13 protein-coding genes are annotated in these 14,159 nt (G+C 51.5%); 8 read left to right on the forward strand and 5 right to left on the reverse strand.

Going from position 1 to position 14,159, the window contains the following annotated elements; genetic code table 11:
* Nucleotides 1-9 precede the first annotated feature (9 nt).
* The 4 genes from PsW74_RS01345 (at nucleotide 10) to PsW74_RS01360 (ending at nucleotide 5,990) form a co-directional block, all read left to right on the forward strand.
* Nucleotides 10-1,392 (forward strand): bifunctional enoyl-CoA hydratase/phosphate acetyltransferase, encoded by a 1,383-nt coding sequence (locus PsW74_RS01345; RefSeq protein ID WP_063287530.1) that lies wholly within the window; start codon nucleotides 10-12, stop codon nucleotides 1,390-1,392.
* Nucleotides 1,389-2,552, forward strand: coding sequence for an acetate/propionate family kinase (locus PsW74_RS01350; RefSeq protein ID WP_063287529.1), 1,164 nt, complete (start codon nucleotides 1,389-1,391; stop codon nucleotides 2,550-2,552). Before PsW74_RS01345 ends, PsW74_RS01350 begins: the two co-directional genes overlap by 4 nt.
* Before the next feature lie 75 nt (nucleotides 2,553-2,627).
* Complete coding sequence (locus PsW74_RS01355) at nucleotides 2,628-3,110, forward strand: GNAT family N-acetyltransferase (protein ID WP_063287528.1); 483 nt, start codon at nucleotides 2,628-2,630, stop codon at nucleotides 3,108-3,110.
* A gap of 423 nt (nucleotides 3,111-3,533) precedes the next feature.
* On the forward strand, nucleotides 3,534-5,990 hold the full coding sequence (locus PsW74_RS01360; protein WP_193775924.1) for a matrixin family metalloprotease: 2,457 nt from the start codon (nucleotides 3,534-3,536) through the stop codon (nucleotides 5,988-5,990).
* Nucleotides 5,991-6,041: 51 nt separating this feature from the next.
* On the opposite strand, the gene PsW74_RS01365 is transcribed toward PsW74_RS01360, so the two are convergent.
* Together PsW74_RS01365 and PsW74_RS29210 are read right to left on the reverse strand one after the other, a co-directional pair.
* A complete protein-coding gene (locus PsW74_RS01365; protein ID WP_208987778.1) occupies nucleotides 6,042-6,650 on the reverse strand; it encodes a LysR substrate-binding domain-containing protein in 609 nt (202 codons plus the stop codon).
* A 6-nt stretch (nucleotides 6,651-6,656) separates the two neighbouring features.
* The gene (locus PsW74_RS29210; protein WP_208987779.1) at nucleotides 6,657-6,944 is read right to left on the reverse strand and encodes a LysR family transcriptional regulator; all 288 of its coding nucleotides are present in this window, start codon (nucleotides 6,942-6,944) and stop codon (nucleotides 6,657-6,659) included.
* A 103-nt stretch (nucleotides 6,945-7,047) separates the two neighbouring features.
* Between PsW74_RS29210 and PsW74_RS01370 the strand changes: the two genes are divergently transcribed.
* The 4 genes from PsW74_RS01370 (at nucleotide 7,048) to PsW74_RS01385 (ending at nucleotide 11,453) form a co-directional block, all read left to right on the forward strand.
* Nucleotides 7,048-7,653 carry an NAD(P)H-dependent oxidoreductase gene (locus tag PsW74_RS01370; RefSeq protein WP_063287526.1) on the forward strand — a complete coding sequence of 202 codons (606 nt, stop codon included), beginning with the start codon at nucleotides 7,048-7,050 and terminating at the stop codon, nucleotides 7,651-7,653.
* A 681-nt stretch (nucleotides 7,654-8,334) separates the two neighbouring features.
* A complete protein-coding gene (locus tag PsW74_RS01375; protein ID WP_082830440.1) occupies nucleotides 8,335-9,372 on the forward strand; it encodes a helix-turn-helix domain-containing protein in 1,038 nt (345 codons plus the stop codon).
* 405 nt (nucleotides 9,373-9,777) lie between these two features.
* On the forward strand, nucleotides 9,778-10,731 hold the full coding sequence (locus PsW74_RS01380) for a N(4)-(beta-N-acetylglucosaminyl)-L-asparaginase (protein ID WP_063287524.1): 954 nt from the start codon (nucleotides 9,778-9,780) through the stop codon (nucleotides 10,729-10,731).
* Nucleotides 10,728-11,453 (forward strand): copper homeostasis protein CutC, encoded by a 726-nt coding sequence (locus PsW74_RS01385; RefSeq protein WP_063287523.1) that lies wholly within the window; start codon nucleotides 10,728-10,730, stop codon nucleotides 11,451-11,453. The genes PsW74_RS01380 and PsW74_RS01385 overlap by 4 nt, the downstream gene beginning before the upstream one ends.
* 67 nt (nucleotides 11,454-11,520) lie before the next feature.
* Here the strand turns inward: PsW74_RS01385 and PsW74_RS01390 are convergent, their stop codons facing one another.
* From PsW74_RS01390 to pdxY, 3 genes are all read right to left on the reverse strand, one after another.
* Nucleotides 11,521-12,642 (reverse strand): polysaccharide biosynthesis/export family protein, encoded by a 1,122-nt coding sequence (locus PsW74_RS01390; RefSeq protein ID WP_208980577.1) that lies wholly within the window; start codon nucleotides 12,640-12,642, stop codon nucleotides 11,521-11,523.
* A 263-nt stretch (nucleotides 12,643-12,905) separates the two neighbouring features.
* Nucleotides 12,906-13,286 (reverse strand): RidA family protein, encoded by a 381-nt coding sequence (locus PsW74_RS01395; RefSeq protein WP_057461419.1) that lies wholly within the window; start codon nucleotides 13,284-13,286, stop codon nucleotides 12,906-12,908.
* Between the two features lie 13 nt (nucleotides 13,287-13,299).
* A complete protein-coding gene (gene pdxY / locus PsW74_RS01400) occupies nucleotides 13,300-14,154 on the reverse strand; it encodes a pyridoxal kinase PdxY (RefSeq protein WP_063287522.1) in 855 nt (284 codons plus the stop codon).
* Between the last annotated feature and the right edge of the window lie 5 nt (nucleotides 14,155-14,159).

Genomic DNA, 14,159 nt, shown 5'->3' on the forward strand with positions numbered 1-14,159 from the left:
GAAGGTTTGATGACAACAACCTACAAGAATACTCCGTATGACCAGATCGAAGTTGGCATGGAAGCCATTTACGAGCGAACCTGCTCTGCGGATGATTTTTACGTCTCCGCCCATGCCTCAGGCGACCTCAACCCCATCCACCTGCCCAAGGAAGATCGCGAGGGCGAAGGCGACTTTGAAGGCGTCGCCCCCTCCCTCTGGGTCGCCAGTCTGATCTCTGCCGTGCTGGGCAATCAAATGCCCGGACCGGGCACGCTCTACAAAAGCCAGAGCCTGCGCTTTCTGGGTCGTGCCTATGAAGGGGACCATCTGACAGCCCGCGTGAAGGTGACGGAAAAGCTGCCCGATTACGTCGTCACACTGCAAACCACCGTGGAACGCGCGGACGGTCAGGTGATTGTAGAAGGCGAGGCCGAGGTTATCGCCCCGCGCACCAGCAAAATCGCCAAGGCCGTCAGCTTGCCGGGTCTGACCGTGCGCAGTCATGAGCACTTCGATAGACTGCTGGATCAGGCCCGTCCACTTCCACCTCTCATCACCGCCGTTGTGGCGCCAGAAGACCGCAAGTCACTGGGCGGCGCTCTGCTGGCTGCAGAAAACACGTTGATCGAGCCGGTCCTGATTGGCTCTCGCGAAAAGATCGAGGATGCCGCAGAGCGTCTTGGCAAAGATCTGGCCCACTGCGATATCATTGACGTTGCAAGCCACAGTCAGGCGGCAGCACAGGCCGTGGCCATGGTGCGCGAAGGCAAAGCACAGGCCATCATGAAAGGCCAACTCCACACCGACGTGTTGTTGGCGGAGATCGTGAAACGGGATGTGGGCCTGCGCACTGACAATCGCCTCAGCCATGTGTTTGTGATGGATGTGCCGGGATTGGACCATTTGCTGTTTATCACCGATGCGGCCATCAACATCTCACCGGATCTGGAAACCAAGGTGGATATTGTCCAAAACGCCATCAATCTGGCACTGGCCCTTGGACAGCAACAGCCCAAGGTGGGCATCCTTTCAGCCGTGGAAACGGTGAACACCAAAATCCCCTCGACCATGGATGCAGCGATCCTTTCCAAAATGGCAGAACGCGGCCAGATCAAGGGTGGCATCGTGGATGGCCCGCTGGCCATGGACAACGCCATCGACATTGATGCCGCGGTAACAAAAGGCATCACCTCCTTGGTTGCTGGTAGGGCAGATGTACTGGTTGTGCCCAATCTGGAATCTGGCAATATGCTAGCCAAGGAATTGGCCTTTGTTGCCCATGCAGAAGTGTGCGGAGTGGTTATGGGCGCCCGGTGTCCGGTGATCCTCACCAGCCGTGCAGATGACGACAAGGCCCGGTTAATGTCTTGCGCTGTTGCGCTTCTTTACGCTGCGAGCCAGAAAGCATGAGTTTTTATTTTACGCTCAATACCGGATCGTCCTCCGTCAAGTTCGCGCTTTACAAAGCGCAGGCAGAGCCTGACCTTTTCATCTCCGGCATTGTTGAACGTCTGGGCCCTTCTGCCCGCTTGAAGATGCAGACACCCGGCGAGGACATCGTGCGGGAGCTGGGCACAGTTGACCATGCCAGCGCCGTCGTCGCCATCTTCGCCAAGATGGAGCCCTACCTGCAAGGTAAATCTGTGGTGGGTATCGGCCACCGCATCGTCCATGGCGGCAATGCATTTTACAAGCCGACAGAGTTGACCTCCGAGGTGGTGCAGGAGCTTGAGCAGCTCGTTCCACTGGCACCGCTGCACCAACCCTACAGTCTGGCAACCATCCGCGCAGCCAAACAGGTGTTTCCGGACGTGCTGCAGATCGGGTGTTTTGACACGGCCTTCCATGCCGGTCACACCTTCCCCAATGACGCGTTCGCCATTCCACGCCATTTTTATGAGGAAGGCGTGCGCCGCTATGGCTTCCACGGGCTTTCCTTTGATTACATCTGCAGCGAAATGCGCCGCGAATATCCGGATGTGGCACGCGGGCGTCTCGTGATCGCCCATCTGGGCAACGGCGCTTCCATGTGCGCCGTAGAAGATGGCCGCTCCATCAACGCAAGTACCAGCTTTTCTGCCGTAGATGGCCTGCCCATGGGCACACGGTGCGGACGGCTGGACCCGGGCGTCATGCTCTACCTGATGCAGGAAAAGGAACTGTCAGCGGCAGAGATCGAGAGCATCATCTACCGCCGCAGCGGGCTCTTGGGATTGTCGGAGGAATCTTCTGACATGCGCGTGCTGGAACATTCAGAAGAGCTGTTTTCCAAGCAAGCCATCAATTACTATTGCTACCAGATCCGCCGCGAAGTGGGCGCCATGGCCGCCAGTCTGGAAGGCATCGACGCCCTGATCTTCAGCGCTGGCATTGGCGAGAATTCAGCCCGGGTGCGCTCCAGCGTGTGCGAACCACTGGAGTTTTTAGGCATCACCATCGATCAGGAGAAAAACAAGGCCAACGCCCCGGAAATCGGGACCGGACCGGTACGCGTCTTCATCATGCCCACCAACGAAGAACAGGTGATCGCACGGGCCGTCGCAAAAGCTGCCATGAAAACTCAACAGTGAGCAACTGGGCTTCAGAACAACTTCGCGGTAGACTTGCTGCATAATCAATGCTGCACGTTCTCAGTGAGTCCCGTTATGTCCGTCCTCTCGCCAACCATCACCGTCCGCCAGCTATCTCTCGATGATTATGAGGATGTCGTCATGCTCCTGAATGAGCTGACAGATGGCATTCCGCTTGTTTATGGCAAAGACGGGCCAGCGCAATTCGCCAAGCTTTTGCAACATGACGGCACCTCTCTGTTTGGTGTGGAGATTTATGACCAGATCGTCTCCTGCGCCACGCTCCATATTCTACCCAACATGACGTATGGTGGCCGCTCGTATTGCCTTGTCGAGAACGTGGTGACGCTGAAAGCTTATCGGGGCAGAGGCTTTGGCCGCATGGTCATGGATGCTCTGCGAGATGCAGCCTGGCAAGCGAATGCCTACAAGATCATGCTGCTGACCGGACAAGACCGCGGCGCAAGAGGCTTTTACGAAAGCCTCGGTTACAAAGCCGACCAAAAACACGGCATGGTCCTGCGGCAGGTGCCACCGTATAAGGCGCCTGCTGCTTAAAGATAACTCATTTAATATTGAACAGGTTTACAGTCAGGGGGTGCCTCATTATAGTCTCCAACGAGGTTCCACCTTAATCAAGTTGTAGTGCTTCCGTACATAATTGCAGAAGGTGAGCACTCGTCCTTTACCTTGTCATGTCTCAAATTAAGCTTCTTGCAATCATAAGTAGACATATCATGAAATTATGAGTAGTTATAATATTGACCCACACTTATTCAAATAAGGACAAGACACCCTTTTGAATAAGCTATCAACCAACAATCAATCACTGTTGGTCAGCCGATAGATTCTTTAACTTGATAGCATATCCATCATACAGTAAAAATGTAAAAGTAAAAAATGTGTAATTTTTGTAGTTCCAATGCTCTCGGTTGCTTTGACCAAGACACATCCACCTCATTATATAGTAGATCCAATGCGGTGGGTATTTTTGAAGCTAACGGAGTGTGGGACAATGCACGAACTGGCGACAATAACATTGACGGCTTACTTATTGGAACAAAGTGGGACCGCCTTAACATAACCTTTTCGTTTCCAGAAAATAAAAGATATTACACCAAACCTTACGAAATTTATCCCGGCAGATATGACAATGACTACGTCGATGATTTTTTAGAACTGAGTTCTCATTGGAAAGCTGCGGTCCGAGTTGCGCTTGAACATATCTCATCTATTTCAGGACTAACCTTCACAGAGATATCCTCAAATAGTCAAGCAGATTTGTCCTTTGCTCAAACCACAGCTGCCAGCTTAGGCACTGCTAGTGGACGCTTTCCTTCTTGGGCCACCCAAGGAGATATCTGGTTTCAACGCAATAACTACGCAAGTCAACCAGAAAACGGCACATATACGTCACACACAATTTTGCATGAAATTGGGCACACATTAGGCCTCTCACATGGCCACAGTAGCGACAGCATAACCTTCATTCCTGGTAAATCTATGGATTACAATAGAGATTCCATGGAGTTCTCAGTGATGACATACAAGTCTTACATTGGTGATTATGGGCGTGGTTATAACAATGAAAAATACGGCTTTGCGCAAACATTAATGCAGTATGATATTGCTGCACTCCAGTATCTATACGGAGCAAATTTCGATTTCAACTCTGGCGATACCACTTATCACTTCTCACCAGTCTCCGGACAGATGTTCGTGAACGGAGTAGGTCAGGGAGATGGCCCTGGAGACAACATATTCCGAACTATTTGGGATGGCGGTGGCGTAGACACTTATAACTTTGGCAATTACTCATCCAGCCTAATTGTCAACTTAGAGCCTGGAAGCTGGACCAAAACATCAGATGCCAATACTGCTGAATTGGGCAATGGAAACTATGCACGCGCCAATGTTTTCAATGCATTACTATATGATAATAACATTCGTTCTATCATTGAAAACGCAATCGGTGGGAAGCAGCACGATAAAATCTACGGGAACCAAGTCGGCAATACGCTAGAAGGCCGAAACGGCAATGATCTAATCCATGGTCGCGGAGGAAATGATACTCTTCGCGGCGGAAATGGTAATGATATCATTCAAGGTGGGGCAGGCACAGATAGAATCGACGGAGGAACCGGTTTTGATCTGGCAGATTATCAAGACTCAACTGAACGCGTGATCATTAACCTGAGTAGTAACCGAACAGAAAAAGGTGGTTCTGCACAAGGCGATAAGCTTATCAGCATTGAAGGTGTACGAGGTTCAGCACGTAATGATATTCTTACCGGTTCGGCCGGTTCCAATACACTCGAGGGAAATGATGGTAAGGATTGGTTAATTGGCTGGCACGGTGTTGACACTTTACGTGGTGGCGACGGCGATGACTTTCTGAGAGGGGGGCGAGATAATGATCGCCTGGACGGCGGCAATGGTATTGATACGGCAGACTATGCGCAGTCAGATGAAAGGGTGATCGTCAACCTATCTGACAGCAAGGTTGAAAGAGGAGGAGCAGCTGAAGGTGACCGTCTGATAAACATCGAGAATATTAATGGTTCAAAATTTGGTGATATACTCGATGGGAGCGGATTAGACAATTTCATCTTTGGAGCTACAGGGACCGATACACTTCGCGGCGGATATGGCAATGATATTCTGGAAGGTGGGCAATCAAACGACAGAATTGATGGTGGCGTTGGCAAAGACACAGCCAGTTATGCGACATCTACTGCTTTAGTTTTCATCAATTTGTCAGATAGAAAAGTTGAACGTGGTGGCGACGCTCAAGGTGACAGACTAATTGCAATTGAAAATATTACTGGGTCTGCACATAATGATGTAATAACTGGCGACGTTAATACAAACATACTACGTGGTGGTGATGGCTCCGATTGGCTTGCGGGCTGGCATGGGGATGATATTATTCATGGTGGAGCCGGGGATGATGTAATCCGCGGAGGCCACGGTGCTGATACGATCCACGGGGGTGAAGGTAATGATACTGTGGATTACCAACAGTCAACATCATCAGTTACAGTTAATCTAGGAAATTCATGGGCCGAAACTGGCGGATCAGCCCAAGGTGATGCTATATTTAGCATCGAAAACATTATTGGCTCAACGCATCGCGATTTTCTAACCGGAGATGATGGTAACAACATTATTGACGGTAAAGGAGGGGATTTTGACCTCCTTACGGGAGGCGGAGGCGCAGACACTTTCCGTTTCACAACACAAGGGCACCAAACATTTATTGATGACTTCACAAGAGGTACAGATTTGATTGAAATAGCTATCGGAGCAGAGCAGTTTTCAGATCTTACGATTGTCGACATAACCGGAGATGCAACAATAACGTACTCTGGTGACAAAATTGTCCTTACGGGAGTAAATCATTTCGCGTTGACAGAAGACGATTTCTTTTTTGTTTAAAAATAAATCACAATTTGACAACTGCTCAAAATTATCATTGAAGTTGTTACTTCAACAAAATGACTGCCGGTGGGCCTTGATGTGGTCGATGAACAGGCGCAGGGCCTGCAGGTTTTTGTATTCACGCGGGTAAAACAGATAGATCGGCTCTGTTGGTTTCAGGTAATCCTCCAGCAAACATTGCACCTTTGTCAGGTCGCACTGCATCAGCGCATACTCGCGGAAGGTCAGCACCAATCCCATGCCTTGCTCCATCAGCTGCAACTGAGAGGGCAGGGTGTTGAGGATCAGCCCTCCTTTGATATCAATCTCCACGGTGTTGCCATCCACCTCAAACACCCACGACGCCAACCGCCCTGATGTTTGAAAACGGTAGTGAAGGCAATTGTGCGCGAGGAGGTCTTCAGGTTTTTCCGGCGTGCCATGCTCAGCCAGATAGGCCTTGCTGCCAAGGACGGTCAGGGGTTGCGGGTCAGAGATACGGATCGCAATCATATCCTGCGCAATCTTTCCCCCCAGACGAAGCCCGCCGTGCAAACCATCTGCAACGATGTCGACAATGGCGTCCGTCAGAGAAAGTTCCAGCTGTATCTCCGGATAAGCTGCCTGAAAGCTGGGCAGGAGATCTGCAAGGAAGGAATGAAACACAAACTCAGGCAAGGTCAGTTATAAACTGCCACGGGCGCTGCTGCCGTGTTCCTTTGCATCATTTACCGCTTGCCCCAGCAGGTCAAACGCCGCACCCGCCCCACTTTGCAACGCACGGCCCGCATCCGTCAGGGTTACCGATCGGGTGGTGCGCACAAACAAAGCCGTCCCGAGCTGCTCTTCCAGCGATTTCAACTGATGAGACACCGTGGACGGTTTGATGCCAAGCGCCTGAGCGGCTCCTTTGAGACTGCCGTTCTGCGCAATGGCGTTAAACACTTCCAGCATGGCAAGAGGCAAACGCATTATTCGATACCGTACATCTATTGGATTGATATGGAGGCAATTAATAGCATGTATGCATCCTGTTATAAAGCAGAGATCAGATATTCAATGAGGCCTTCCTGCGATGAAAACCCTTGTGCTCACTGCCCATCCCGACCTTTCAAAATCCCGTATCAACCGTTCCTGGTTTGAAGCATTTGCCGCAACAGATGGCATCACCGTGCTTGATCTGGCCCGTGTTGGTGGCCCAACTCTGAGCTTTAACGTTGAAGAACAACAGCAACTCCTGCTCTCTCACGATCGCATTGTCTTCCAGTTTCCGTTTTATTGGTATTCCGCCCCGCCAGTGCTGAAAGCATGGCAAGATCAGGTCCTGACCTACGGCTTTGCCTATGGCCCGGGTGGCACCAAACTGGCTGGCCGTGAACTGTTGCTGGCTATCTCTACCGGCGGACCGGAGGATAGCTATCACGCAGGCGGCTACAACAATTTCAGCATGGATGAGTTGCTCAAACCCTTTCAACAGACTGCCCTGCTGACTGGAATGGTTTACCTGCGCCCCTTCGTCCTCCACGGCCTTGCAGTTGTTGATGACGCCGCGATCGAAGCTTCCAATACAGCATTGCTCGCACATGTTCTGGACCCTGAACTCAACCCAGTCATCAAAAAAGCGCGGCTGGACAAACTGCTGGAAAACAACGCCAAGCTGGCTGCCCGCGTCAGCGCCTGACCTCTTTCAACGTTCCATTTTTCAAAAAGGCGGGCCCTTGTGCTCGCCTTTTTTTTGCTCATCCAAAACTGTAGATTATGGGCAAACCGAGAACTCAAACAGCTCACTCATTAAAAATCGATTCGATCTTTACCAACCCCATCTTCTTCCCGCTGCTCAGGTCTCTTAGCCTGTCGTTTCAAAGCACAGCTTTGTTTTAACAATTTGTTTCACGCCCTTGTTTTCATTGCGATCCTTTAGAAGAATAAACCTACTGTGGTATTATGGATGGGGCGACATGGTGGTGACTTTGTTTTCGGTGCCTTGATCTGTTGGTCAGCACTGCATTCATTTTCAGAATTTTTTTTATGGCCGGGGCTCGGGGGTCGCTTCCTGAAATTTGGTCATCTGAAGGCTGGAGGGACACCATTCCTGTCAGACTTAGCGTAGGACACATTGCTCAACACCGCCTTGCCTCCAACCATAAGCAGGACCACGGTATCAATGCCCGTTTTGAATCTTTTTCAACGGGAGGGGACGCAAAACTGACAGAACGATGTGGCCTCGCAGGTCCCTTTCTCAATCGGGACTGTAGCTCCTTCGTTCTCCAGCCTTCAGGAATATTTTAAGCGCAGATTGGAATTACCACGCACAAGTTGCAGTATAGTACCGGGTAGAATGTCTGTTGAATCGAACAACTCAATGAATGAGCCGAGACCTGAGGTGATTTACCGGCCCAGCATCAACTGGGATGAATGGCGCGAGGGGGTCGCCGAAGCGACGGGAGAGGCTTGTCTGGCTTCCAACACCGCTTCACCAGATGCCTTTGGTGCGGGCGTGCGCGGATTTCGCTATAAAAGTGGCTTTGTGGCAACCATCAACGCGACCCCGCACAGGTTCATCCGCTCCAGCCAGCGCATTGCCCGCGATGGCATGGACGCTGTGTTTGTGCAATTTTATGATCACACCCACAATTGCGTCACCCACATGGGCCAGGAGAGCGTGGAACTCCAGCCCGGTCATCTGATCGTGCAGGATATGGCCGAGCCGTTTGTGGTAGACCACAGCTCTTACAAGCTGATGACACTGGCTTTGCCACGGACGGCACTGGCACCGTTCCTCCATGGCGATCGCACCTACCCAACCCTATGCCTTCCCGCAACAGGCGGCTCGACCAATGCAGTGATCAGCATGATGCAGCTGCTTCGCGGTCAACTGGGTTACCTGTCAGATGAGGATGTCAGCTCAATCGTGGAATGCATCGCCAAGCTGGTCGCCAACCAGATGAACAACGGCCCGAGAATCCCATTTGCACTGGATGAAAACAATCAGACTGCAGTGCGGTTTTTACAAGCCGCCGAGTACATCAGCCGGACCTATACCAACCCACGCCTGAACAGCACGGAAGTGGCGCATCACCTCAACGTGTCGCGCACCACCCTCTACCGCCTGTTTGAGCCCATGGGCGGCTTCATGGCCTTCCTGCGTTACATCCGCATGAAGCACGCCATGCGCAAGCTGCTGCGCTCCGGAAGCGATACAGTCAAAATCCAGCAGATCGCCGAGAGCTGTGGTTTCTCGCACGCCTCCAGCTTCACCCGCAGCTTCAAAGAACACTACGGCGTTTCTCCCCGCGACATCCTGATGGACATCGCCGCCGGGCAAGACCACAAAACCCGCATCTCCAGCGGCATCTTCTCCAACTGGCTCACCTCGCTAAAAGAGGCAAAGTTGAACTGAGGGGAGCTTGATCCTCTGAGATCAAGTTGACCCCGGGTATCACAGCGACACAGTACCTGCGTACCTTCACAAATTGCCTGATATCCATTTCATAGAGCGGTCCAAAGTGACCAACCGAGAGGTCCGTATCGTTAGGATCTGGCATGATTTATGGGTAAAAACATAGCAACGCAGAAAAACGCAAAAGCTTTCAAAGGAACGCACAAAACAACGCAAACGCTCACAGCTTTTGGATGCTACCAATTTTCAACGTGAATATCATTGATATTTCAGCATGTTAGATTAGCGGCGATGAAGGCAAAGACACGACATTTCCGGCTGAAGCCGGATTGGTAGCATTGACAGGCCGAAGGCATCATCAAAGAGTTACTGTGATTTATTCTCTGATAAGTTTTGAGCGGCGCAATGATAGTACTTGGTAATTCTGAAAGCTGGCCCGGCATTGGCACCACCGCCAGTCACCTGCAAAACGGAGCACATGGGCTTGATGCCTTGGTGCCCGGACTGTCTTTGGTGGAAGCTGAAATCAAGGTGCGCAGTGTAGGCTATGGCGGCTGGCCGAACCTGTTGGGAAACATGGAGTTTGACGCCAGCGTGATGGACGGCACCACCCGTGATTACGGCGCTGTTGCAGGCGTTCCGATGACGTTGGAGGTCACCCGCCTGGCAAAGGCAGTGCTGGATAACTTGCCACACACCATGCTGGTGGGTGAGGGGGCTCGCCGTTACGCAGATGAGCTTGGGTTTGCAAAGGATCCCGCCTTGCTGGAACACAGCAAACAGGTGTGGTGGCGCAAGCTGGAAGAGGTGATGAGCGACGAGCAGAAAGCCGCCTTTCCCAACACGGATCTGGCACCGTTGACCAAAGCAATCACCGACCCTGAAAAGGTGCGAGACACCACCGTATTCCTTTGTAAAGACAGCCAGAAAAATATCTGCACCGCCACCTCCACATCAGGTTGGGCCTGGAAATATCCGGGCCGTGTTGGCGACTCTCCCATTCCCGGAGCTGGCTTTTATGCTGACAGCCGTTATGGCGCGGCCGCATGCACTCATACAGGTGAAATGACCATGCGCTGCGGCACCGCCCGCACCGTTGTGCTGGCCATGAAGCTCGGCATTTCGCTGGATGATGCGTTGCGGCTGGCGATCTCTGAGTTGCAGGAGCTGGAGAGCGGTTACATCGGCGGTGTTGTGATCCATGCCATTGATGCAGCAGGCAAACACCGTGTGGTCAATGTTGGGTGTGACGAGGAGATCGTCTATTGGGTCTGGACACCGGAGCTCGGCCAGCCTGAAAAACGCAAGGCCATCCGGGCAGAAGATTTGATGGTGGGTCAGGTGGAGGTTCAGTCATGAAGCTGGAAGTGTGTGTTGACACCATTGCCGGGTTGAATGCTGCTGTTGCTGGCGGAGCTGACCGGATTGAGCTGTGTTCGTGCCTCGCCATGGGTGGCCTGACGCCGTCCGTTGGCCTGATGGAACTGGCAGCCAAAGCGCCCATCCCGGTCTATGCTATGATCCGCCCTCGCGGGGGTAACTTCATCTTCTCCCCACAAGAGGTGGACCAGATGAAGCGCGAAATCGATGCTGCCCGTAATACCAATTTGGCCGGCGTTGTTCTGGGCGCAAACCAACACAACACCGCACTCGACACTAACCTATTGAATACACTAATGGATCACGCTGATGGCCTTGGTGTAACGCTCCACCGCGTCATTGACCTTGCCCCAGATCTGATCGAGGCCACCCACGCGGCCGTCGAACTCGGCTTCGAACGCATCCTCAGTTCCGGCGGTGCTTACAAAGCGATTGATGGTATTGAGAACCTAACCGCCATGCACAAAGCCGCAACTGGCAGGCTCTCTGTGATGCCGGGGTCAGGTGTTAATACTCAGACGGCGCCCGATATCTTACAAGCTGCTGAATTTACTGAGATTCATGCAGGCTGCGGAAAAACTTATCCGCAAGACCAACGTCTGCTGGAATTTGGTTTTGAAAGCGCCGGAGAAAAACGGACCGATGAAGAATTGGTGAGATCACTCAAGACTATCCTTCAGCAAAATGCATACACCAAATAACACATTCATTTAACCCGCTGATATTTCGATAGTTTCACTTACACGACCGCAGCAACTCATAGTAAAATTAAGGCACACCTGCAAGCGCAACACCAGACCGCAATGTACCGGTTACAGGAGAAATGAGGATGCTGATGAACTTGTTGACCTCAGAGACAGATGAGTTCGCCACATAGATCACATCTTTATCTCTAATTTCAAAGGCTTGCGTCAAAAACATGCCGCTTGGCTCTCTCAAATTGAGACGGTAGACAACAGGCACTGTCCCGAATTCCTCATGTTGCTCATGCGGAGGAAGCAACGGCATCATCTTTTGCCGGTCCTCAAACCGGAACAGGAAAACACCCGTCGCATCCGCAGTCCCATCATGCAAACCACCAGACATTCCAATGGCTTCCGAGAGGTTCACCCGCGAGGAAGGGAAGTCGTATTTGCGCCGGGCAACAACCGCACCAAACACAGTGAAAGATTTAGGCTGGTGTGTAATGGAGACAATGTCCTTTGGCCGAAGCCAGATATTGTTAGCTGGTTGCTCCGAAATATCGTCCAGACTAAACCGGAACTTCTTGTCATCTCTCATGACAGTAACAAACGACTCATAGTCTGGATTCCGCGTTCCACCAGCTTCTGAGATTGCCTCAACCAGACTCAGACCATCTTCATGCACACGGAACTGGCCCGGACGCATCACATCACCAATAACAATGACCTTGTGCGATCCATTTGCCTGAAGGTTTACAACCACTTGTGGATCGACAGCCTTACCCTCCAACCCACTGAGAATCTGTTCGCGAACCTCAGAGATACTCTTGTTCTCGACTTTGAGTTCCCCAACATAAGGCACGTAAATATTGCCTTGGTCGTCAACCACAAGGCCAAGCTCAGTGCGTTTTTGGCCTTGTGTTGAGAAAAGCCCATTTGGGATGGACTCCCAAATCCCAACAGAGAGCTGATCACCAACACCAACGCGGATCGTGCTTCTCTTGCCCTTGCCAACGCGGAATTCTTTGGGAGGTAAGTTACTGGCATAATTGGATAAATGCTGAACTGTCGGAACATCAACATCTAGCATGACATAGCTCAGCGACTGCGCATTACGTTGAGAAGTTGCATTCTCCACCTGATAAGCGCTTGGGCCATGTCCTGGAATTTCCGAGCACCCAACCACTGCAAGCAGCAGCGCAGGCACAACGAGCAACTCCAACCAGCGAGATATGTGCAAACATGTTTTCACATGCGGACACTGACCTATTCGAGGGCCTTCGAGTAGCCGCTGGATTTGGCCATTGCCTGTTTAACGCACTTCAATTTCGGGGTTTTTTCGTGCGCTTGTCAGCTGCTCTGATCAGAGATAATCTTACTAAGACACTGCAAACAAACGTCTTTGTAGCTCAACATATTGAGGGCAATGCTCGTGTTGGACCACGAGCATTGCAGGGGAAATCCTACCCGTTATGGGCAGGCAATCACTTCGATCTCGACGAGAGCGTCTTTTGGCAAACGCGCAACTTCCACACAGGACCGTGCTGGGAACGGCGCATTGTTGTCTTCAAAGAACTTGCCGTAAACTTCGTTCACGCGAGCGAAGTCATTGAGGTCCTTCACGAAAACCGTTGTCTTCTTGATGTTCTTTGCTGCAAGACCTGCTTCTTCAACAATCGCCAGACCGTTCTTCAAAGACTGAAGGGTCTGCTCAGCAACATCTGCAGGCATCTCACCGGTTTCCGGATTGATCGGCAACTGACCGGACGTGATGATCATCTGACCAAGGTTCACGCCCTGAACATACGGGCCAATTGCTGCAGGAGCTTTGGAGGTATCGATAGCTGTCATTGTTTTTCCAGTTTTATAGGCTTGTTAATTCGAACTGTTCAGATGGTGAGACGAATTCCTGTTGCGCCGCAATAGTTTGCAGCTCCCATTCGTCTTTTTCCTGCGTGGTTTTAAGCACGCCATACACCGCGTTATTACAGTGCTGGAATGCTTCTACTTCAGAAAGACCATTCAGATAACCAGCGGCAAATACAGATGTGATTAGATCTCCGACGCCAACCGGTTGGCGCTCAAACGGCAGATGCGGGCGCTGAGCCAGATAACTGCCTTGCTCGCTTGCAAACATCATGGTGAAGGCATCATCAAAAACGCTGTGCAAGTGCTTGGCCAGAACCATTTTAGGTCCAATTTCCATAGCCTTAGCGCATGCTTGTTTGGCTTGTTCCAGTGTTTCGATCGGCTCACCAATGAACTGTGAAAGCTCGAACTGGTTGGGCACGATCACATCTGCAATCGGCATCACCTTGCTCACCAGCAACTCGGCAACACCTTCACTGACGATGCAGCCTTTGTCAGGCGCACCCATCACCGGATCACAGAAGTAGAGACACTCAGGATTGTGCCGCCGAACTTCCTTCACGATGTCAACAATGACGTCACAGTGAGAAGGGCCACCAAGATACCCTGTTACAATACCTTTGATCTGAGAGAGGACGTTCAGTTTTGCCAGACCCTCAAAGATTTCAGAGATCTGCTTGGCATCATGGGCCTGTCCGGTCCAACCTTGCGGGTGCTGGGTGTGATTTGAAAACTGGACGGTGTTGATAGCCCAGACCTCATGCCCCATACGTTGCATCGGAAATACAGCGCAGCCGTTGCCAGCATGGCCATATGTCACGTGGGATTGGATGGAGAGTATGCCTTTCATTTCAA

Source organism: Pseudovibrio sp. W74 (assembly GCF_001623085.1).
Taxonomy (GTDB): domain Bacteria; phylum Pseudomonadota; class Alphaproteobacteria; order Rhizobiales; family Stappiaceae; genus Pseudovibrio.

What these genes read in the sequence shown, in the direction of transcription:
- PsW74_RS01355 (WP_063287528.1), top strand. Translation starts at nt 2,628, where the DNA reads ATGTCCGTCCTCTCGCCAACCATCACCGTCCGCCAGCTATCTCTCGAT.
- PsW74_RS01345 (WP_063287530.1), top strand. Translation starts at nt 10, where the DNA reads ATGACAACAACCTACAAGAATACTCCGTATGACCAGATCGAAGTTGGC.
- PsW74_RS01375 (WP_082830440.1), top strand. Translation starts at nt 8,335, where the DNA reads ATGAATGAGCCGAGACCTGAGGTGATTTACCGGCCCAGCATCAACTGG.
- PsW74_RS01380 (WP_063287524.1), top strand. Translation starts at nt 9,778, where the DNA reads ATGATAGTACTTGGTAATTCTGAAAGCTGGCCCGGCATTGGCACCACC.
- PsW74_RS01350 (WP_063287529.1), top strand. Translation starts at nt 1,389, where the DNA reads ATGAGTTTTTATTTTACGCTCAATACCGGATCGTCCTCCGTCAAGTTC.
- PsW74_RS01370 (WP_063287526.1), top strand. Translation starts at nt 7,048, where the DNA reads ATGAAAACCCTTGTGCTCACTGCCCATCCCGACCTTTCAAAATCCCGT.
- PsW74_RS01395 (WP_057461419.1), bottom strand. Translation starts at nt 13,286, where the DNA reads ATGACAGCTATCGATACCTCCAAAGCTCCTGCAGCAATTGGCCCGTAT.
- pdxY (WP_063287522.1), bottom strand. Translation starts at nt 14,154, where the DNA reads ATGAAAGGCATACTCTCCATCCAATCCCACGTGACATATGGCCATGCT.
- PsW74_RS01385 (WP_063287523.1), top strand. Translation starts at nt 10,728, where the DNA reads ATGAAGCTGGAAGTGTGTGTTGACACCATTGCCGGGTTGAATGCTGCT.
- PsW74_RS29210 (WP_208987779.1), bottom strand. Translation starts at nt 6,944, where the DNA reads ATGCGTTTGCCTCTTGCCATGCTGGAAGTGTTTAACGCCATTGCGCAG.